Source organism: Pseudomonas sp. S2_A05 (genome assembly GCF_054668485.1).
This window is the reverse complement of sequence record NZ_CP162775.1, coordinates 4,086,730-4,107,027: the sequence shown is the minus strand read 5'-3', so window position 1 is coordinate 4,107,027 and position 20,298 is coordinate 4,086,730. Positions and strand designations below refer to the sequence as shown.

Here is a 20,298-nt window from a genome sequence, read left to right as displayed (position 1 = left end):
CCCACGAGGCACTTTATGAATCGCGAAGAATTCCTGCGTCTGGCCGCTGACGGCTATAACCGCATCCCGTTGGCCTGCGAAACCCTGGCCGACTTCGACACGCCGCTGTCGATCTACCTGAAACTGGCCGACCAGCCCAACTCCTACCTGCTCGAGTCGGTGCAGGGCGGTGAGAAATGGGGCCGTTACTCGATCATCGGCCTGCCGTGCCGCACCGTGCTGCGGGTGCACGATCATCACGTCAGCATCACCGTTGATGGCGTCGAGACCGAAAGCCACGAGGTTGAAGACCCGCTGGCGTTCGTCGAAACCTTCAAGGCGCGCTACAACGTGCCGACCATCGCCGGCCTGCCGCGCTTCAACGGTGGACTGGTTGGTTACTTCGGTTACGACTGTGTGCGCTATGTCGAGAAGCGTCTGGGCAGGTGCCCGAACCCCGATCCGCTGGGCGTGCCGGACATTCTGCTGATGGTTTCCGACGCCGTCGTGGTGTTCGACAATCTGGCTGGCAAGATGCATGCGATCGTCCTCGCCGACCCGGCCCAAGCCGATGCCTTCGAGCAAGGCCAGGCGCGGTTGCAGGAACTGCTCGAGCAACTGCGTCAGCCGATCACCCCGCGTCGTGGCCTGGATTTCAGCAAACAGCAATCGGCCGATCCGGTGTTCCGTTCCAGTTTCACTCAGGACGATTACGAAAAAGCCGTCGACACCATCAAGGAATACATCCTTGCCGGCGACTGCATGCAGGTGGTGCCGTCGCAGCGCATGTCGATCGACTTCAAGGCTGCGCCGATCGATCTGTATCGCGCGCTGCGTTGCTTCAACCCGACGCCGTACATGTACTTCTTCAACTTCGGCGATTTCCACGTCGTCGGCAGTTCGCCGGAAGTGCTGGTGCGCGTCGAAGACAACCTGATCACCGTGCGCCCGATCGCCGGCACGCGCCCACGCGGCGCCACCGAAGAAGCCGACGTGGCGCTGGAGCAGGACCTGCTCTCGGATGACAAGGAGATCGCCGAGCACCTGATGCTGATCGATCTGGGCCGCAACGATACCGGGCGAGTCTCGGAAATCGGCTCGGTGAAGCTCACCGAGAAAATGGTCATCGAACGTTATTCCAACGTGATGCACATCGTCTCCAACGTCACCGGCCAGTTGAAGTCGGGCCTGACCGCGATGGACGCACTGCGAGCAATTCTGCCGGCGGGTACTTTGTCCGGCGCACCGAAGATTCGCGCGATGGAAATCATCGACGAACTCGAGCCGGTCAAGCGTGGCGTGTACGGCGGTGCGGTCGGTTACTTCGCCTGGAACGGCAACATGGACACCGCCATTGCCATTCGTACGGCGGTGATCAAGAACGGTGAATTGCACGTGCAGGCCGGCGGCGGCATCGTCGCCGACTCGGTGCCGGCGCTGGAATGGGAAGAAACCCTGAACAAACGCCGCGCGATGTTCCGCGCCGTGGCCCTGGCCGAGCAAACCCCGGACGCCTGATCCACGCAATTTTCCATGTGGGAGCGAGCCTGCTCGCGAAGAGGTGAGTCAGTCACCGTTGATGCTGACTGACCCAGCGCTTTCGCGAGCAGGCTCGCTCCCACATTGGGTTTTGTGTTGAGGCATAAAAAAAGCGGCGCCCTGACAGGCGCCGCTTTTTTGCATCTACGACTCAGAAATCCAGCACAACCCCGACATTCAGGCCCTGCTGCTTGAAGTCATCATCCTTGCGGAACGTATAACCCCCACGCAGCGCCAGATCAGCCGTCAGCTTGTGACTGACGCCCAGGCTCAAGCGGTTCAGGTGACTTGCCGGTGTGTAGCCTTCAAGGGTGAAGTCATTGGCCGGCAGGGTGTTGAGGGCGATGTTGACCTTCTGCACGTCATCTTCGTACTCACGCTCGTGGGCGTATTCGCCATACACCTGGGTTTGCGCGGTGAAGTTGTACTTGCCTTGAATCCCCAGGCCCAGGCGTTTCGAATCGCGGCTCTGGTCATCGAAGGTCAGCGCGGTGGCGCGGTTGCTCTTTTCCGAGTAACCGTCGACATCGACACTGGCGTAATCGGCGCTGACAAACGGCGACAGATGCCATTGGCTGCCCGGTTGCGCAATGTCATAGCCCAGGCGCGTGCTGAACGCCCACAGGCTGCCGTCGGTATCGCCTTTCTCCGCGCCCTCGCTGGCGCCGAGGTCGAACTTGCGCTTGAGGTTGTCGTAGTCGAGTTTGCCGCCGGTCAGCGCCGCGTCGGCCCACCAGCGGTTCTGCTGGAACTGGGCGAACGCGGTGGCCATGTAGCTGTTGAGTTTGTAGTCGGAATCGTTGTGCCCGGCCTCGAGATTCTGCCGGTACAAACCGGCCGCCACGCCCACGCGCCAGGCCTCATTGAGGCGATAGCTGCCGCCGACGTTAAGGTTGTAACCGCTGCCATCGGCGCTGGCGCCGCTGCTTTGGCTGTCGACATCCAGACGCTGTCCGCCGGCCGAGACAATCGCACGCCATTGGCCGACCGCTTGCCAGTTCTCCCAGTCCGCCTGCCATTGATTGCGCAATTCATCCTGATGCGCGCGCACGGTGCCGTGGGCCATTTCCGGTAGCAGGCTCAATTCCCATGGCGCAGCCAACAGCGAATAGGCGTAATCGGCGATCAGTTTTTGCCCGGATTCGGTCGGGTGTACGCCATCGTTGTAGATCAGTTTGGTCGGATCCGGCGTGGCGCTGTTGATCCCGTAACGGGCGTTTTCCGTGCAGCTATTGCCACTGAAGCAGGTCGCGGTGAGGTTCTGGTCGGTAGCCAGACCAAAGCGCCCCGGGTCGGCGAAGACTTCCGAGAGCAGCACCGGAATGTTCAGCGGAATGACTTCGGCGTTGATGCCTTGCAGGCGCGTCACCAACTGACTGTTGAACTGGTTGGCGAGGGTGCTGCTGAACGCTTGCAGCGGCGTGCCGTTCAGAGCAGGTGTCAGGCCCACGTCGGGCAGCAGCCAGACCATCACGTATTTGGCGCCGGCGGTCTGCAGGGTTTGCACGCTATCGGCCAGTCGATCGGCTGCGGCGTTGGCCTGGGGCAGGCTGAGAATGCGGCCCTGGAGGAAATCGTTGCCGCCACCGGAAATGTAATACAGCGCATTCGGGTCGGCGCGGAAGCCGTTCGACGGCAGGTAACCGGCGCGGGTGCGTTCGCCGGTGGCAGATTGGGTGGTGATCGAGTCGAGAATCTGGTCGGTGCGATAACCACCGACCGCCCAGTTGTTGCCGTCAGGCTGGCCGTTTTCCGCGCGCACTGCGGAGCTGGAAGAGGCTGTCTGGTCGGCCGAAAAACCCAGGCGGCCGCCAAGCAGCTGGGTGGAATTCAATGAAAAAACTTCGCCGCTGCCATCCTGATACACCGGCCCGGTACGGTTGGTGTAACGCTCGGTGGAGCCCGCCGGGCCACCGGTGTCGGCGAAGGTGCCGGCATCGTTGAGGCTGTCACCGAAGACGATGAAACTGGAATAAGGATTGGGCGCTGCATTGGCCTGGGCGCAGGCGAGTGCGAGCAAGCAGCTGGCCAGCGGTACAAACAACGTCTGTCTGATCATGAGCAAGTCCGTTTATTTATTGTTGTAGGTGAACGAAACGACAGTACCAAAAACTTTCGGCATTTTGCCATCGGTCGCGAATCCTTCTGCCGTTTTATAACCCGCAGGCCCCGCCATATTGCACGCTCCGCCCAGCTAAGTTACTGTGCCGGAACGTATGAACGAGACCTTCCCCGTGTTGATCACCAGCAAACTCCTGGATCAAGTCATCAAGGCACACGCCCGCTGGCGTTGGCGCGCCTGAATCTTCTCTGCCGGCTCCGCCGGATCTGTATCGCTTTGCCTTCCTTGTCTGTTTGAAATGCCGCTGTGCTGGCGCCCTCTGCGCGTCCGACATCGCGCAGCGCCCTGCGGGCAAGTCATCTGAAGGCTGTCATCAAGTCAGAATTCAAGAGGTTCGAAACGCCATGTTGCTGATGATCGACAACTACGACTCCTTTACCTACAACGTTGTGCAATATCTCGGCGAGCTGGGTGCCGAGGTCAAAGTGGTGCGCAACGACGAACTGACCATCGCCGAAATCGAAGCGCTGAATCCCGAGCGCATCGTGGTTTCCCCGGGGCCGTGCACGCCCACCGAGGCGGGCGTTTCCATCGACGCGATCAAGCACTTCGCCGGCAAACTGCCGATCCTCGGCGTCTGCCTCGGCCACCAGTCCATCGGCCAGGCCTTCGGCGGTGATGTAGTCCGCGCCCGCCAAGTCATGCACGGTAAGACTAGCCCGGTATTCCACGAGGACAAGGGCGTGTTTGCCGGCCTCAATCATCCGCTCACCGTTACCCGTTATCACTCGCTGATCGTCAAGCACGACAGCCTGCCCGATTGCCTCGAGCTGACCGCATGGACCCAGCACGATGACGGCTCGGTCGACGAGATCATGGGCCTGCGTCACAAGACCCTGAACATCGAGGGTGTGCAGTTCCACCCCGAATCGATCCTCACCGAGCAGGGTCATGAACTGTTTGCCAATTTCCTCAAACAAACCGGCGGCACGCGCTAAGGACTTCCCATGAATATCAAGACAGCCCTCAGCCGTATCGTCGAACATCTCGACCTCAGCACCGATGAAATGCGCGATGTGATGCGCGAGATCATGACCGGCCAGTGCACCGAAGCGCAGATCGGCGCGTTTATGATGGCCATGCGCATGAAAAGCGAGAGCATCGACGAAATCGTCGGCGCCGTGTCGGTGATGCGCGAGCTGGCCGATCAGGTCGAGCTGAAAACCCTCGACGGCGTAGTCGATGTGGTTGGCACCGGCGGTGACGGTGCGAACATCTTCAACGTATCGACCGCGTCTTCCTTTGTTGTCGCAGCCGCCGGTTGCACCGTCGCCAAGCACGGCAACCGCGCGGTGTCCGGCAAGAGCGGCAGTGCCGATCTGCTGGAAGCTGCCGGCATTTATCTGAACCTGACCCCGGTGCAGGTCGCGCGCTGCATCGACAACGTCGGCATCGGTTTCATGTTCGCCCAGACTCACCACAAAGCGATGAAGTACGCCGCCGGCCCGCGCCGCGAACTCGGCCTGCGCACGCTGTTCAACATGCTCGGCCCGCTTACGAATCCGGCCGGTGTGAAACATCAGGTAGTCGGCGTGTTCACTCAGGCGCTTTGCCGGCCATTGGCCGAGGTCTTGCAGCGACTGGGCAGCAAACACGTGCTGGTCGTGCATTCGAAGGACGGCCTGGATGAGTTCAGCCTCGCCGCGCCGACCTTTGTCGCTGAATTGAAAAACAACGAAATCACTGAGTATTGGGTCGAACCGGAAGACCTCGGCATGAAGAGCCAGAGCCTGCACGGTCTATCGGTTGAAGGCCCGGAAGCGTCGCTGGCGCTGATCCGTGACGCCCTCGGCAAGCGCAAAACCGAAAACGGCCAGAAAGCTGCCGAGATGATTGTGCTCAATGCCGGTGCGGCGCTGTATGCCGCCGACCTCGCAAGCAGTCTGAAACAAGGTGTGGAGCTGGCGCACGACGCGCTGCACACCGGCCTCGCTCGGGAAAAACTCGAGGAGCTGGGTGCCTTTACCGCGGTATTCAAAGTGGAGAATGAAGGATGAGTGTACCGACGGTTCTGGAAAACATTCTGGCGCGCAAGGTTGAGGAAGTCGCCGAGCGCAGCGCTCGGGTCAGCCTGAGCGAGCTGGAAAGTCTGGCCAAGGCGGCCGATGCACCCCGTGGTTTTGCCCAGGCTTTGCTGGCGCAAGCGAAGAAGAAACAACCGGCCGTGATTGCCGAAATCAAAAAGGCTTCGCCGAGCAAAGGCGTGATCCGCGAAGACTTCGTCCCGGCAGACATTGCCAAGAGCTACGAAAAGGGTGGGGCCACCTGTCTGTCGGTGCTGACCGATATCGACTACTTCCAGGGCGCCGATGCCTACCTGCAACAGGCGCGCGCCGCCTGCAAATTGCCGGTGATCCGCAAGGATTTCATGATCGATCCGTACCAGATCGTTGAAGCCCGCGCGCTTGGCGCCGATTGCGTGTTGTTGATCGTCTCCGCTCTGGACGACGTGAAAATGGCTGAGCTGGCCTCCGTGGCCAAAGGGGTCGGTCTCGACGTCTTGGTGGAAGTGCACGACGGTGACGAACTGGAGCGCGCGCTTAAAACCCTCGACACGCCGCTGGTCGGGGTCAACAACCGCAACCTGCACACATTCGACGTCAGTCTGGAAACCACCCTCGACCTGCTGCCGCGCATCCCGCGCGATCGCCTGGTGATCACCGAGAGCGGCATCCTCAATCGGGCCGACGTCGAGCTGATGGAAATCAGCGATGTGTACTCGTTCCTGGTCGGCGAAGCGTTCATGCGCGCGGAAAATCCGGGCATTGAATTGCAGCGCCTGTTTTTCCCGGAGCGTGGTGTGCCGATCAGTGGTTCGACCCTCGACTGACCGAGTCGACCTCATTCGCGAGCAGGCTCGGTCCCACATTTGGAATGCATTTCCCCCTGTGGGAGCGAGCCTGCTCGCGAAGGGGCGCTAAATTCCGCTAAAGAGATTCAATCTGCCGGAGCTCACCATGTCGCTGCCAACCCCGCTGACCATCGAATCCGGCCTGCAAGCCGAACAGGACTTGCTGGCCTCGGTCTGCGCCGGCGACGCCGAATTCGGCCTGCTGTTCTGGCAACCCACCGATCGCGCGCTGGTCATGCCGCGCCGCCTCAACCGTCTCCCGCATTTCGACCACGCCTGCGAAGTTTCCGCTGCTGCTGGCTGGCCGGTGCTGTTGCGTGAAACCGGCGGTGAGCCCGTCCCGCAATCCGCTGCGACCGTCAACATTGCCTTGGTATATGCCCCGCCTCGCAGCGAAGGCGATCTGAACCGCATCGAAACCGGCTACCGCCGCCTGTGCGATCCGATCTGTCAGTTGCTGGATGAGTTGGGTGGCACCTCGTCGGTCGGGGAAATCGACGGCGCATTCTGCGACGGCCGTTTCAACGTCAATCTCGACGGTCGCAAGATGGTCGGCACCGCCCAGCGCTGGCGCCAGAGTCAGGGAGGCCAGCGTCCGGTTGGCCTGGTGCATGGTGCGATGCTGATGGATGACGAGCGCGAAGCGATGGTTGCTGCGGTCAATCGCTTCAATGAAGCCTGCGGCCTGGAGCAGCGGGTGAGGGCGCAAAGCCACATTGCCCTGTATGAGAAATTCAACGCGCCACAGGCATTGGCGCGTCTCGATGAATTGTTTCGTTTGATGCTGGCGCAGATTTACGTCTAGCGCGTGCCGAAGACCACCATGGTCTTGCCTTTCACATCGACCAGATTGCGTTCTTCCAGATCCTTGAGCACGCGGCCGACCATCTCTCGCGAACAACCGACAATCCGACCGATTTCCTGACGGGTGACTTTGATCTGCATGCCGTCCGGGTGAGTCATGGCGTCCGGTTGTTTGCACAGCTCCAGCAGGCAGCGGGCGACGCGGCCGGTGACGTCAAAAAATGCCAGGTCGCCGACTTTGCGCGTGGTGTTGCGCAGGCGTTGTGCGATTTGTCCGCTGAGGGCGTAAAGAATGTCTGGATCTTGCTGCGACAGTTCGCGGAACTTGGCGTAGCTGATTTCCGCGGTTTCGCATTCAACCTTGGCACGCACCCAGGCGCTGCGCTCCTGCTCCTGACCTGCCTGCTCGAACAGACCCAGTTCGCCGAAGAAATCCCCGGCGTTCAGGTAAGCGATGATCATCTCGCGACCATCGTCGTCTTCGATGAGGATGGTGACCGAGCCTTTGATGATGAAAAACAGCGTGTCCGAGCGATCCCCGGCGCAGATTATATTGCTCTTGGCCGCATGACGCCGGCGCTGGCAATGCATCAACAGCTTGTCGATGTTCTTGATTTTGGGTGTGGGGGTAATAGCAACCATGGTTGTATCCCGAAAAGACTGCACGGTGATGTTTGAGTTTTTATGAGGCGCTGAAGGCGGTCGCTACAGAGCTGACGAATTGGCGCCAGCGAATTGGCGCCAGCTTACCAGACACTTCGTCGAGAATTCGAGAAATTACCTACAGCCAGAAAGCATCCGTCCTAGGACGTCGTTCCTGTCGGGACAAAGTGCTGTGCTAAGCTGGCGACCCTTTTTTTACAGTGGAGTCTGGGCGATGAAGGCACGCATCCAATGGGCTGGCGAAGCCATGTTCCTCGGCGAATCCGGCAGCGGTCATGTCGTGGTGATGGACGGCCCGCCAGATGCCGGTGGGCGTAACCTCGGGGTTCGCCCGATGGAAATGCTCTTGCTGGGTGTCGGCGGTTGCAGCAACTTCGACGTGGTCAGCATCCTGAAGAAGTCGCGCCAGGCCGTTGAAAGCTGCGAAGCCTTTCTCGACGCCGAGCGTGCGACTGAAGATCCCAAGGTGTTTACCAAGATCCACATGCACTTCGTGGTCAAGGGCCGGGGCCTGAAGGAAGCTCAGGTCAAGCGCGCCATCGAGCTGTCGGCCGAGAAGTATTGCTCGGCGTCGATCATGCTCGGCGCGGCTGGCGTGGCAATCACCCACGATTATGAAATCGTCGAACTCGGCTGAACCGACATTCAACTATCATAAAAGCAGTGCAGACTCTGGCGATCCCCCGCTGACGTCTGCATAATGCGCCACTTTTTTCAGGGCAGTGATCGGTCAGCCGACGGGTCATCCGCCTGAACAGATAACCAAAATCGCCATCGCGAAGAGGTGTTAACCGTCCTACGCAGGTGCGTTGTTCGCACTTGACGGGCATGCTTGATCACGCGGCCGCGCCGCATACATAGAGAGTTTTTAACGGTGAAAAGCAAACTCAAGCTCCACGGGTTCAATAACCTGACAAAGACCTTGAGCTTCAACATCTATGACATCTGCTACGCGGAAACCCCGCAAGACCAGCAGGCTTACGTCGAGTACATCAATCAAGAGTACAACGCGAAACGCCTGACGCAGATTCTCACAGAAGTTGTCGAGATCATTGGTGCCAACATCCTGAACATCGCCAGTCAGGACTATGAACCCCAGGGCGCCAGCGTCACGATTCTGATTTCGGAAGAGCCGGTAACCCCGACTGACAGCCAGATCGAAGAATCGCCGGGCCCGTTGCCCGAAATCATTCTGGCCCACCTCGACAAGAGCCACATCACGGTGCACACCTATCCGGAAATCCATCCGGACGACGGTATTGCAACGTTCCGTGTGGATATCGACGTGTCGACCTGTGGTGTCATTTCACCGCTCAAAGCGCTCAACTTCCTCATTCACCAGTTCGATTCGGACATCGTGACCGTGGATTACCGTGTGCGCGGTTTCACCCGTGACGTTGAAGGCAACAAGCACTTCATCGACCACGAGATCAACTCGATCCAGAACTACCTCTCCGAAGACACTCGCGACGCGTACCAGATGACCGACGTGAACGTGTATCAGGAAAACCTGTTCCACACCAAAATGCTGCTGAAGAACTTCGAACTGGACAACTACCTGTTCGGCGACGCCACCAGCAACCTCTCGCCCGAGCAGCGTGCCCAGGTGACCGACCGTGTGAAACACGAAATGCTGGAAATCTTCTACGCGCGCAATATGCCGACCTAAGATTCCCGGAAACAAAAAAGGCGACCTCCTGGTCGCCTTTTTCATGCTTCAAACAAAACCGCTGTGGGAGCGAGCCTGCTCGCGAAGAGGTCATCAGCACCGACACGGATCTCAGATCCGATAAGTACTCTTGGTCATCACCTTCGCCAACAAACTCATGCCGAACTTGACCGGCGCCGGAAAACGAAACCCGCCCGCATCCAGGGCACTTTCCGCATGGTGTTCTTCATCGATGCGCATCTGCTCAAGAATTGCCCGGGACTTCTCGTCCTCGGCCGGCAATTGCTCCAGATGTTCGTTCAAGTGTTTGCAGACCTGATGCTCGGTCGCCGCAACGAAACCAAGGCTGACCTTGTCGCTGATCAGTCCGGCCACCGCGCCGATACCGAACGACATGCCGTAAAACAGTGGATTCAGCACGCTGGTGTGGCTGCCCAACTGATGGATGCGCTGCTCGCACCAGACCAGATGGTCGATCTCTTCTTCAGCCGCGTGCTCCATGGCTGCGCGTACCTGCGGCAACTTGGCGGTCAGCGCCTGCCCCTGATACAGCGCCTGGGCGCAGACTTCGCCGGTGTGGTTGATGCGCATCAGGCCGGCGACGTGGCGAGTGTCTTCATCGCTCATCTGCGTATCCGGCTGCAGAATCGCTGGCGACGGGCGGTACGGCTGGCCACTGAAGGGCAACAGAGTGCGCATCGCGGCATCGGCTTGCAGCAGCAGACGGTCTATGGGCGAGTAGTGACGTTGGGTAGTCATGCTGACCTCCGGGAAGAATCTCGGCGGCCAGTTTAACCGAATCGGCCGGCGAGGGTTTGCGCTGGGTCACTTGCTGCGCGGTCAGGCTTTTTTGTGGGAGCGAGCCTGCTCGCGAAAGCGGATTATCGGATACTGAAGTGTTGAATGTATCGGCGCCTTCGCGAGCAGGCTCGCTCCCACAGTTGGTTGTCGCCAGTCAGCCCGGCGGCCAGTTCATCTGGCGCTGACCCAGCACGTGCATATGAATGTGATAGACAGTCTGCCCACCAAGTTCATTGCAGTTCATCACCACGCGGAAGCCCTCTTCGCAACCCAGTTCCAGCGCCAGACGCTGCGCGGTGAACAGGATGTGCCCGGCCAGCGCCTTGTCGTCTTCGGTCAGGTCGTTGAGCGTGCGCACCGGTTTTTTCGGGATTACCAGAAAGTGCACCGGAGCCTGGGGGGCGATGTCGTGGAAGGCCAGAACCTGGTCGTCCTCGTAAATGATCTTCGCCGGGATTTCCCGGTTGATGATCTTGGTGAACAGAGTATCCACTGCTGTTTCTCCGTTGAGTTGGGCTGAATCGAGTGTACCGCTTCGAAGTTGTCTTCCTAGCGGGGGCAGTAAGCTTTGTTGATCATGCCGACGATGGTGCGATTGAGCCAGCGCGAACCCAGCCGCGGCAGGAACGCCAGCCAGCGATTGCGTCGTCCCGGAATGATGATGGCGCGGTTTTTATCCAGTGCGCGTACGGCATGCAGTGCCACTTCTTCCGGACTCATCAGCGAGTGGCTGCTTTCGATCTTTTCGCTACTCATCTGTGCGGTTCGGAAGAACGGTGTGCGCGTCGGGCCGGGGCACAGCACCGAAACTTTCACGCCGCTTTGTTTGAGCTCCACGCGCAAGGCTTCGGAAAAATGCAGCACATAGGCTTTGCTGGCGTAGTACGTGCTCATCCACGGGCCAGGACTGTAGGCGGCGACCGACGCGACGTTGAGAATCTGCCCGCCACCCAGCAGCGCCATGCTGTTACCCACCGCATGACAGAGGCGGGTGAGGGCGAGAATGTTGACCTCGATGAGGTCCTGCTCGGTCATCCAGTCCTGCGCGAGGAATGGCCCGCAAGTGCCGATGCCGGCGCAGTTGACCAGTAGATCGATCTGCCGGTCACCTTCTTCGAGCTCCAGCAAAAAACCGGAAAGGCGCAACGGTTCGCCGAGGTCGCAGGCGCGAAACAATACTTCGACATCGAAACGCTGGGTCAGCTCGATGGCGATACTTTCCAGCTGATCACGCTGTCGTGCCACCAGAATCAGGCTGCGGCCGCGCCGGGCCAGTGCTTCGGCCATGGCCAGGCCGATGCCGCTGGAAGCACCGGTGATCAGAGCGTAACGGGTCATGCAGTTCTCCATCGCAACAGCTCCGCGCCGGCGACGCGGTTGTCGCGGCAGGGAGCGCTGTTCATTCTTGCGCAGAGTCTACAGGGGCCTGCGCCGGTTCGGCTGCCTCGTCGGCGGAAATCACTGGCTGTTCGACGACCTCAACTTCGTCGGTGGTCACCGCGCCGCTGTCATAGCTGCTCTCCAGATTGCTTTCATATTCTTCCTGCACAGCCGAGAAGCCGCCAAGAAGGCCTCCGGCAAAAATCAGTGCGAAGAATACGATCCATAACGAGCACAGCACTTTGACGGCCGTGCTGTTCGGCGGTGGCGGCGGCCCATAGCGGTTGGCGCCGGTATTGCCGGGTACGACCATCATTACCAGCGGGAAGAAACTGCCGACGAACGGCACCAGATTCAACAGCCACAGCCAGCCCGACCAGCCGATATCGTGCAGGCGCTGAACGCTGAACAGAATGCTGACGATCATGAAGCCGAGGAACAGGAAGACCGCCAGAATGCCGCCGAGGATCAGGCCGGTAGTCGAGTCGCCGCTGACCAGGCCCAGCGCAATCAAGGCAAACACGCCGACGATGGGCAGGGTCACCAGGCTCAAGACCATGGTCCAGGCGAGAAAGCGCAGGCGACCGATCCGGCCTTCGACGCTGAATGGCTTGAGCGTGGCGAATGGCGGCAGGGCTTCACCGACATTGGCGCGCGGTGGGGCGTAAGGCGAGTCCGGTTCCGCCGCCGCTGCAGGGTTATCGTGGACATCCGCCAGATCCAGCTCAATGGTGGTTTCCGCTTCGATCCGCGCATCGATCCCGGTTTTGTTCAATGCCTGCAGATACGTCTGGGCATCGCTGTGGGACAGATCACGTTTGAGGGCGACGGTGCGGCCACTGAACAGGCGCTCGATGGCGGCCACATCGCTTTTGAACAGATCCGCCAGATTCAGTTTGGCGGTGGTGAGGTCGACGCCGGGCTGCAGCGCGCCGTCGAAGACGATCTTGTAACGGGTGTCGCTCATGGCCGAGGCATCCTTGTCGCGATTAGGTTTGCAGTAGTCAGTTCAAGGCCAGTCTGATAGCGACTGGCCGGGGGTATTGCTCAGCGCGGCCAGCGTTCCGGCAGCTGTGCGGCGCGCGCCTGAGCCTGACGATATTCTGCGTCGAGCCGTGCGATCAACTGATCCACGCTTGGCAGGTCACCAATCTGGCCAACACCCTGGCCCGCCGACCACACGGTCTTCCAGGCTTTGGCTTCATCGTTGATCGGCTTGAGCTTGTCGCCGAAGTTCACCTCGCCCTTGCCTTGCAGTGCCGCCATGTCGAAACCGGCCGCCTCCAGGCTCTGGCGCATGAAACTGGCCGGCACTCCCGACACTGCTGGAGTATGAATGATGTCGGCGGCCTTGGCTGTCAGCAGCATGTCTTTGTATGCGTCAGGCGCGTGACTTTCTGTGGTGCCGATAAATCGCGTACCGAAGTAGGCCAAATCCGCACCGAGCAACTGTGCGGCGAGAATCTCATGGCCGTGGTTCAGACATCCTGCAAGCAAGAGTGTCTTGTCGAAGAACTCACGAATCTCGGCAATCAGCGCAAACGGGCTCCAGGTACCAGCATGCCCGCCGGCACCGGCCGCAACGGCAATGAGCCCGTCAACACCGGCTTCAGCGGCTTTCTCGGCATGGCGCCGCGTGGTCACGTCGTGAAACACCAGACCGCCATAGCTGTGCACCGCGTCGACCAGTTCCTTCACCGCGCCGAGACTGGTGATCACGATCGGCACCTTATGCTCCACGCAGATGTCCAGATCCGCCTGCAGGCGCGGATTGCTGTGGTGAACAATCAGGTTCACCGCATAAGGGGCCGGATTATCCAGCGTCGCCAGGCCCGCTTCGATCTGTTCCAGCCAAGCCTTGAACCCACTGCTTTCGCGTTGGTTCAGCGCCGGAAAGCTGCCGACCACACCATTGCGGCAGCAGGCGAGCACCAGTTCCGGATTGGAGATCAGGAACATCGGTGCCGCCACCACGGGCAGACGCAGACGTTGTTCGAGCAAAGCGGGCAGCGACATTGTGAACACCCCGAAGATTTTTATTGATTGAAGTTAGAACGGCTTGACCACGACCAGAATTACGATAGCCAGCAATATCAGAACCGGCACTTCATTGAACCAGCGATAAAAGACATGGCTGCGGGTGTTTTCGCCACGGGCAAAGCGTTTGACCTGCGCGCCGCACATGTGGTGGTAGCCGATCAGCAATACGACCAGGGTCAGTTTGGCGTGGATCCAGCCGCCCTGGCTGAAAAGGCTAGGGTTGAGGTAGATCAGCCAGCCACCGAAGATCAGCGTGGCGATCATCGCCGGGCCCATGATGCCGCGATACAGCTTGCGCTCCATGACGCTGAAGCGTTCCTGGCTGATCGTGTCTGCGCTTTGCGCGTGGTAAACGAACAGGCGCGGCAAGTAGAACAGTCCGGCAAACCAGCAGACGACGCTGACAATGTGAAACGCTTTGAGCCATAGATAGAGCATTTTTGGGTATTCCCTCATTCACGGTAGCCAGATAGTAGAGGCTTGAGCGTCCGCGCGTCACCTTGGCGGTTGTCGCAGGCGCGCGCGGCCCCTATTATCGACGGCTTTCCAGTGGGTTCGTTGAGGGCAGGTTTATGGTCAAGGTCGGTATCGTCGGCGGCACGGGTTACACCGGTGTCGAACTGCTGCGTCTGTTGGCACAGCATCCGCAGGCAGAAGTGGTCGTCATCACTTCCCGATCCGAGGCCGGTCTGGCCGTAGCTGACATGTACCCGAACCTGCGCGGTCACTATGACGGGCTGGCCTTCAGCGTGCCGGACGTGAAAACCCTTGGCGCCTGCGATGTGGTGTTTTTCGCCACGCCGCACGGTGTGGCTCACGCCTTGGCAGGCGAACTGCTGGCGGCGGGCACCAAGGTCATCGACCTGTCCGCCGACTTCCGTCTGCAAGACGCTGATGAATGGGCCAAGTGGTACGGCCAGCCGCACGGCGCGCCAGATCTGCTGGACGAAGCTGTTTACGGGTTGCCGGAAGTCAATCGCGAGCAGATCAAGAAAGCGCGCCTGATTGCGGTACCAGGTTGCTATCCGACCGCAACGCAATTGGGTTTCCTGCCATTGCTGGAAGCAGGTCTGGCTGACGCATCGCGTTTGATCGCCGACTGCAAATCCGGTGTCAGTGGTGCCGGGCGTGGCGCGGCTGTAGGTTCTTTGTACTCCGAGACGTCGGAAAGCATGAAAGCCTACGCGGTAAAAGGTCATCGCCACCTGCCGGAAATTCGCCAGGGCCTGCGTCGCGCGGCGGGCAAGGATGTCGGCCTGACCTTCGTACCGCACCTGACGCCGATGATTCGCGGTATTCACTCCACGCTCTATGCGACTGTGGTCGATCGCTCGGTGGATCTGCAGGCGCTGTTCGAAAAGCGCTACGCCAACGAACCGTTCGTCGATGTAATGCCAGCCGGCAGCCATCCGGAAACCCGTAGCGTGCGCGGCGCCAACGTGTGCCGCATCGCCGTGCATCGTCCACAGGATGGCGATCTGGTGGTGGTACTCTCGGTGATTGACAACCTGGTCAAGGGCGCGTCGGGCCAGGCGGTGCAGAACATGAACATTCTGTTCGGACTGGATGAGCGCTTCGGTCTGTCCCACGCCGGTATGCTTCCTTAACGGCCGTCACAGGTCAGGCGCCGCAAGCTTGAAGCTCACCGCTTGAAGCTTGCAGCTGCCTTTCTAATAGTTGACCAATTTTCTAGGACAAGCGGATAATGCGCGTCATCACGCATTATGGCGGCGTAACGCCGGGAGATAGTCAGCATGAGCGTCGAATCCTTCACCCCCACGGCTTTGCAATTCACCCAAGGTGCTGCGCACAAGGTGAAGAGCCTGGTCGATGAAGAGGGGAATGATCGCTTGAAGCTGCGCGTATTTGTTACGGGCGGCGGTTGTTCAGGGTTTCAATACGGTTTCACCTTCGATGAAGATGTTGCCGAGGACGACACCATTGTCGAGCGCGAAGGCGTGAGTCTGGTGGTTGATCCGATGAGTTTCCAGTACCTGGCCGGTGCGGAGGTGGACTACCAGGAAGGTCTGGAAGGTTCGCGCTTCGTGATCAAGAACCCGAACGCGACAACGACTTGTGGTTGCGGGTCGTCGTTCTCGATCTGATCGCGCTTTACAGCACACAACAAAACGCCGCAGAGCCTTTCGGTTCTGCGGCGTTTTTGTTTCTGAAGGTTATGCCGGGTAGATGGCGCCGAGGACGCGCAGGCCGCGAGCGCCGGTGACGCTTGGCCGATTGGCGGCGATGCCTTCCAGGCAGCAATGGGCGAGCCAGGCGAAGGCCATGGCTTCCACCCAATCTGGATCAACCCCGTGAGTTGCGGTGCTGGCCACTTGGGTATTTGGCAGCAGGTCCGCCAGACGTTTCATCAGCGTGGCGTTGTGCGCGCCGCCGCCACAGACCAGCAGTTCCTGAGTGCCCGATTGAGCGCTTTGTAGCGACTCGACGATGGTCAGCGCCGTAAGTTCGAGCAGGGTGGCCTGAACGTCTTCGGCAGCGAAAGTCGGCAGACGCGATAGATGCTGTTCCAGCCATGGCAGATTGAAGACTTCCCGGCCCGTACTTTTCGGGCCTTTGGTCACGAAGAACGGGTCGCTAAGCAGTGCCTTGAGCAGGGCTGGTTCAACCTTGCCGGTCGCAGCCCATTTGCCGTCCCGGTCATAGTTCTCGCCCCGTTGCCGGCTAATCCAGGCGTCCATCAGAACATTTCCCGGCCCGCAGTCGAAGCCGGCTACAGGTTTGTTCGGCTCAATCAGGCTGAGATTGCTGAATCCACCGACATTCAAGACTGCCTGGTTACCGCTACGCTCTTCAAACAACGCTTCATGAAAGGCTGGCACCAGAGGCGCACCTTGGCCACCCGCTGCGACATCGCGACTGCGGAAATCGCTGACGACGGTAATACCGGTCAACTCAGTCAGCAGGGCTGGATTACCGATCTGCACGGTAAACCCGCGCGCCGGCTCATGGCGAATGGTCTGACCGTGGCTGCCGATAGCGCGGATTGCTTCGGGCTTGAGTTGTTGCTGCGCGAGGAGGGTGTGAATGCCCGACGCGGCAAGTTCGACCCAGTGTTGCTGGGCAATCGCCGAGCGGGCGATCTCGTCGGGGCCGCTGGCGCACAAGCCAAGCAGCTCGGCGCGCAGGGAGTCAGGCATTGGCAGGTAGTGGGTGGCGATCAGTTTGATCGCCGAGGTCTGCTCGATCAGGGCGATGTCCAGCCCGTCGAGACTGGTTCCGGACATCACACCGATATACAGGGCCATGGCTTAGCGCTTGCTCGAAGCCAGCATGGTGGCCTTCTCTTGATCCATGCGCGCCATCAGTGGCTGGCTCTGCGCGAGGAAGCGCGCGCGTTCGGACTTGGCGATCGGATCGGCCATTGGCAGCTTCTGGCCCAGCGGATCGACGTGAACGCCGTTGACCTGGAACTCATAGTGCAAATGCGGGCCGGTGGACAGTCCGGTGGTGCCGATATAGCCAATGACTTGACCTTGCTTGACGCTGCCACCGGTTTTCACGCCTTTGGCAAAGCCTTGCATATGGCCATAGAGCGTACGGTAAGTGTTGCCGTGCTGAATGATCACAGTGTTGCCATAGCCACCACGACGACCGGCCAGCAACACTTTGCCGTCACCGGCAGCCTTGATTGGCGTACCCCGTGGCGCTGCGTAATCGACACCTTTGTGGGCGCGGATCTTGTTGAGGATCGGGTGCTTGCGGCCCATGGAAAACTTCGAGCTGATGCGGGCGAAGTCAACAGGGGTGCGGATGAAGGCCTTGCGCATGCTGTTGCCATCGGCAGTGTAATAGCTGCTGTTGCCTTGTTTGTTGGTGTAGCGAACGGCGGTGTAAGTCTTGCCGCGGTTGGTGAAGCGCGCCGACAGGATCGGGCCGGTGCCGACGGCCTTGCCGTTGATGACTTTCTGCTCGTAGATCACATCGAATTCATCGCCCTGACGAATGTCCTGCGCGAAGTCGATGTCGTAGCCAAAGACACTGGCCATGTCCATGGTCAGGCTGTGAGAAAGACCGGCGCGGGCTGCGGACTGCGACAGTGAGCTGTTGATGACACCGTGGACGTAGGCAGTGCGAACAGTTGGCTTGGCAGTCACTCGGTTGAACGAATAACCCTTGTCATTCTTGGTCAGGGTGATGGTTTCAACGTCGCTGACCTTGCTGTGCAGGCTGGTCAACTGGCCTTCAGGACTCAGTTCGAACTCGAGTTTCTGGCCGCGCTTGAGCTGGCTGAACTGTTTGGCTTGCTTGTCGCTTGCCAGTACTTCGTGCACGGAGGCTGCAGGCAGACCGACTTTTTCAAACAGGGTAGACAGTGTATCGCCTTTGGAAACCACGACTTCACGGTGCCCAGGCTCTTTCGGTTTCTCAGCAGGCGCCACAGGTGCTGGCGCGGTTTCAGCGGTTTGCGCGGCGTTTTCGTCGCTGTTTTCGATTTGGGCGAACGGCGAAGCTGCGGGCTCGTTTGTGGCTTGAGCCGCATCGGCAGCGTCTTGATCTTGTGTCAGTTGTTCAGCAGGACTTTCCAGTTCAAGACTCAGAGTCGTCTTTTTGGCTTCAACATCGCTGGAGGGAAATACCAGCAGCGCCAGGCTGAGAAGGGCGGCGATTCCACTTGCGGCGAGCAGGTGGGTCTTCGGGTAAAGCGGGGGCGCTTTAGACGGTTCTGTGGTCATAGGTAATTTTTGACTTTGAAATAGATGAATTGGAAAAGATGAATGACATGATGAAGATGAAATAACTGTATAAAATATAACCAAATCATCGCTGAAGCAAGTCTACAGACCTCGGGTCTGTGGATTGGTGTCCGTGCGCCGGGCAAAACTTGTAATTGGTGCGCGTTCTTGTATGGTTGGTTCCCTTTGAATCTGAGCCTTGCGGGTCTGTTATGAAGTCGGTTGAAGAGCAGCTAGCGCTGATTAAACGTGGTGCGGAAGAACTGTTGGTCGAGTCCGAGCTGGTCGAGAAGCTCAAGCGCGGCCAACCGCTGCGTATCAAGGCTGGTTTCGATCCAACCGCTCCGGATCTGCATCTGGGTCATACGGTGCTTATTAATAAGCTGCGCCAGTTCCAGGAGCTGGGGCACCAGGTCATCTTCCTTATAGGTGACTTCACCGGGATGATCGGTGATCCGAGTGGCAAAAGCGCAACGCGTCCACCGCTGACGCGTGAACAGGTTCTGGAAAATGCTGAGACTTACAAGACTCAGGTTTTCAAAATCCTTGATCCGGCGAAAACCGAAGTTGCCTTCAACTCCACCTGGATGGACAAGATGGGGCCGGCGGATTTCATTCGCCTGACTTCGCAATACACGGTCGCTCGCATGCTTGAGCGCGATGACTTCGACAAGCGCTACACCACCAACCAGCCAATCGCTATTCACGAATTCCTCTATCCGCTGGTTCAGGGTTATGACTCGGTCGCGCTGCGCGCCGATGTCGAGCTGGGCGGTACCGATCAGAAATTCAACCTGCTGATGGGGCGTGAGTTGCAGCGTGGGTATGGTCAGGAGGCACAGTGCATTCTGACGATGCCATTGCTGGAAGGTCTGGATGGCGTGAAGAAGATGTCCAAGTCGCTGGGCAACTATGTCGGTATCCAGGAAGCACCAGGCGTCATGTACAGCAAGCTGGTTTCCATCCCGGATGCGCTGATGTGGCGTTACTTCGAGTTGCTCAGCTTTCGCTCAATGGACGAGATCAACGCCTTCCGGGCTGACGTCGAAGCTGGAGCGAATCCACGCGACATCAAAATCAAGCTGGCTGAAGAGATCGTTGCGCGCTTCCATGGTGAAGAGGCTGCGGCGAATGCTCACCGAGGCGCCGGCAACCGTATGAAGGATGGCGAGCTTCCAGATGACTTGCCTGAGATCGAGCTGTCTTCGGTTGAGGATATGCCGATCGCTGCCGTCCTTAATAAGGCAGGCCTGGTGAAGAACTCGGCGGCGGCGCGTGATCTGTTGGCGGCGGGCGGAGTCCGGGTCGATGGTGAAGTGGTTGATCGCTCCTTTATATATGTACTGGGCACGACTCACGTTTGTCAGGCCGGCAAGAAGGCTTTTGCACGTATTACGCTGAAATCTGAATAAAGTTGGAATTGGGGGTTGACGGCGAATTTTAGAAGTCTATAATTCGCCCCACTTCCGGCGCAGTCGAAACGGAAAACTCCTTGAGATTCAAAGAGTTACGCAGTTTTCGACGGCGGCTTGCTTCAGATCATCGAAGTCTGGAAGGAGTTGAAAGAGCAGTGATGTGTAGCTCTTTTAACGGTTCGATCTTCTCGGTCGAAAGCGGAGAAAAAGAGGTGTTGACAGCAGCGATTAACGCTGTAGAATTCGCCTCCCGCTAACGAGAGATCGGAAGCGCAAGTGGTTGAAGTTGTTGAAGAATTCTTCGAAAACTTCTGAAAATAATCACTTGACAGCAAATGAGG

At 59.1% G+C, this 20,298-nt stretch carries 20 protein-coding genes; 10 read left to right on the top strand and 10 right to left on the bottom strand.

What is annotated here, in order from left to right; translation table 11 throughout:
- The first annotated feature begins 15 nt into the window (after nt 1-15).
- Nucleotides 16-1,497 carry an anthranilate synthase component I gene (trpE, locus tag AB4O12_RS18790; RefSeq protein ID WP_460059423.1) on the top strand — a complete coding sequence of 494 codons (1,482 nt, stop codon included), beginning with the start codon at nt 16-18 and terminating at the stop codon, nt 1,495-1,497.
- A 172-nt stretch (nt 1,498-1,669) separates the two neighbouring features.
- On the opposite strand, the gene estP is transcribed toward trpE, so the two are convergent.
- Nucleotides 1,670-3,577 carry an esterase EstP gene (gene estP / locus AB4O12_RS18785; protein WP_460059421.1) on the bottom strand — a complete coding sequence of 636 codons (1,908 nt, stop codon included), beginning with the start codon at nt 3,575-3,577 and terminating at the stop codon, nt 1,670-1,672.
- A 407-nt stretch (nt 3,578-3,984) separates the two neighbouring features.
- Between estP and AB4O12_RS18780 the strand changes: the two genes are divergently transcribed.
- The 4 genes from AB4O12_RS18780 to AB4O12_RS18765 all read left to right on the top strand — a co-directional run bounded on the left by AB4O12_RS18780 (nt 3,985) and on the right by AB4O12_RS18765 (nt 7,296).
- Nucleotides 3,985-4,578 (top strand): aminodeoxychorismate/anthranilate synthase component II, encoded by a 594-nt coding sequence (locus AB4O12_RS18780; protein WP_041476683.1) that lies wholly within the window; start codon nt 3,985-3,987, stop codon nt 4,576-4,578.
- Nucleotides 4,579-4,587: 9 nt separating this feature from the next.
- Nucleotides 4,588-5,637, top strand: a complete 1,050-nt coding sequence (gene trpD, locus AB4O12_RS18775; protein WP_041476682.1) for an anthranilate phosphoribosyltransferase — start codon at nt 4,588-4,590, stop codon at nt 5,635-5,637.
- Complete coding sequence (trpC, locus tag AB4O12_RS18770; RefSeq protein WP_056786700.1) at nt 5,634-6,470, top strand: indole-3-glycerol phosphate synthase TrpC; 837 nt, start codon at nt 5,634-5,636, stop codon at nt 6,468-6,470. The genes trpD and trpC overlap by 4 nt, the downstream gene beginning before the upstream one ends.
- Before the next feature lie 127 nt (nt 6,471-6,597).
- Entirely contained in the window at nt 6,598-7,296 is a 699-nt protein-coding gene (locus AB4O12_RS18765) for a lipoate--protein ligase family protein (RefSeq protein WP_252868379.1), read from the top strand.
- On the opposite strand, the gene crp is transcribed toward AB4O12_RS18765, so the two are convergent.
- Nucleotides 7,293-7,937 carry a cAMP-activated global transcriptional regulator CRP gene (gene crp / locus AB4O12_RS18760; protein ID WP_041476679.1) on the bottom strand — a complete coding sequence of 215 codons (645 nt, stop codon included), beginning with the start codon at nt 7,935-7,937 and terminating at the stop codon, nt 7,293-7,295. The two genes, AB4O12_RS18765 and crp, sit on opposite strands and share 4 nt — an antisense overlap.
- Nucleotides 7,938-8,172: 235 nt before the next feature.
- Here crp and AB4O12_RS18755 point away from each other — a divergent pair, with 235 nt between their 5' ends.
- Nucleotides 8,173-8,595, top strand: coding sequence for an OsmC family protein (locus tag AB4O12_RS18755; RefSeq protein ID WP_016772921.1), 423 nt, complete (start codon nt 8,173-8,175; stop codon nt 8,593-8,595).
- A gap of 237 nt (nt 8,596-8,832) precedes the next feature.
- Nucleotides 8,833-9,627 (top strand): adenosylmethionine decarboxylase, encoded by a 795-nt coding sequence (gene speD / locus AB4O12_RS18750; protein ID WP_024014530.1) that lies wholly within the window; start codon nt 8,833-8,835, stop codon nt 9,625-9,627.
- Nucleotides 9,628-9,738: 111 nt separating this feature from the next.
- Here the strand turns inward: speD and coq7 are convergent, their stop codons facing one another.
- The 6 genes from coq7 to hemJ form a co-directional block, all read right to left on the bottom strand.
- Nucleotides 9,739-10,386 carry a 2-polyprenyl-3-methyl-6-methoxy-1,4-benzoquinone monooxygenase gene (coq7, locus tag AB4O12_RS18745; protein WP_041476678.1) on the bottom strand — a complete coding sequence of 216 codons (648 nt, stop codon included), beginning with the start codon at nt 10,384-10,386 and terminating at the stop codon, nt 9,739-9,741.
- A 196-nt stretch (nt 10,387-10,582) separates the two neighbouring features.
- Nucleotides 10,583-10,921, bottom strand: a complete 339-nt coding sequence (locus AB4O12_RS18740) for a histidine triad nucleotide-binding protein (protein WP_017128660.1) — start codon at nt 10,919-10,921, stop codon at nt 10,583-10,585.
- A gap of 56 nt (nt 10,922-10,977) precedes the next feature.
- Nucleotides 10,978-11,766, bottom strand: coding sequence for an SDR family NAD(P)-dependent oxidoreductase (locus AB4O12_RS18735; RefSeq protein WP_041476677.1), 789 nt, complete (start codon nt 11,764-11,766; stop codon nt 10,978-10,980).
- Nucleotides 11,767-11,827: 61 nt separating this feature from the next.
- A complete protein-coding gene (locus tag AB4O12_RS18730) occupies nt 11,828-12,775 on the bottom strand; it encodes a DUF805 domain-containing protein (protein WP_460059416.1) in 948 nt (315 codons plus the stop codon).
- Nucleotides 12,776-12,855: 80 nt separating this feature from the next.
- Complete coding sequence (locus tag AB4O12_RS18725) at nt 12,856-13,824, bottom strand: NAD(P)H-dependent flavin oxidoreductase (protein ID WP_056786714.1); 969 nt, start codon at nt 13,822-13,824, stop codon at nt 12,856-12,858.
- Between the two features lie 33 nt (nt 13,825-13,857).
- On the bottom strand, nt 13,858-14,286 hold the full coding sequence (hemJ, locus tag AB4O12_RS18720; protein ID WP_039757756.1) for a protoporphyrinogen oxidase HemJ: 429 nt from the start codon (nt 14,284-14,286) through the stop codon (nt 13,858-13,860).
- Between the two features lie 134 nt (nt 14,287-14,420).
- On the opposite strand from hemJ, the gene argC reads away from it, so the two are divergent.
- Together argC and erpA are read left to right on the top strand one after the other, a co-directional pair.
- A complete protein-coding gene (argC, locus tag AB4O12_RS18715) occupies nt 14,421-15,455 on the top strand; it encodes an N-acetyl-gamma-glutamyl-phosphate reductase (protein ID WP_041476674.1) in 1,035 nt (344 codons plus the stop codon).
- Between the two features lie 147 nt (nt 15,456-15,602).
- Entirely contained in the window at nt 15,603-15,953 is a 351-nt protein-coding gene (gene erpA, locus AB4O12_RS18710) for an iron-sulfur cluster insertion protein ErpA (protein ID WP_003228776.1), read from the top strand.
- Between the two features lie 69 nt (nt 15,954-16,022).
- Here the strand turns inward: erpA and AB4O12_RS18705 are convergent, their stop codons facing one another.
- Together AB4O12_RS18705 and AB4O12_RS18700 are read right to left on the bottom strand one after the other, a co-directional pair.
- On the bottom strand, nt 16,023-17,114 hold the full coding sequence (locus AB4O12_RS18705) for an anhydro-N-acetylmuramic acid kinase (protein ID WP_460059413.1): 1,092 nt from the start codon (nt 17,112-17,114) through the stop codon (nt 16,023-16,025).
- Between the two features lie 3 nt (nt 17,115-17,117).
- Nucleotides 17,118-18,542 (bottom strand): peptidoglycan DD-metalloendopeptidase family protein, encoded by a 1,425-nt coding sequence (locus AB4O12_RS18700; protein WP_406227669.1) that lies wholly within the window; start codon nt 18,540-18,542, stop codon nt 17,118-17,120.
- A 212-nt stretch (nt 18,543-18,754) separates the two neighbouring features.
- Here AB4O12_RS18700 and tyrS point away from each other — a divergent pair, with 212 nt between their 5' ends.
- Nucleotides 18,755-19,954, top strand: coding sequence for a tyrosine--tRNA ligase (gene tyrS, locus AB4O12_RS18695; protein ID WP_016772931.1), 1,200 nt, complete (start codon nt 18,755-18,757; stop codon nt 19,952-19,954).
- Nucleotides 19,955-20,298 lie beyond the last annotated feature (344 nt).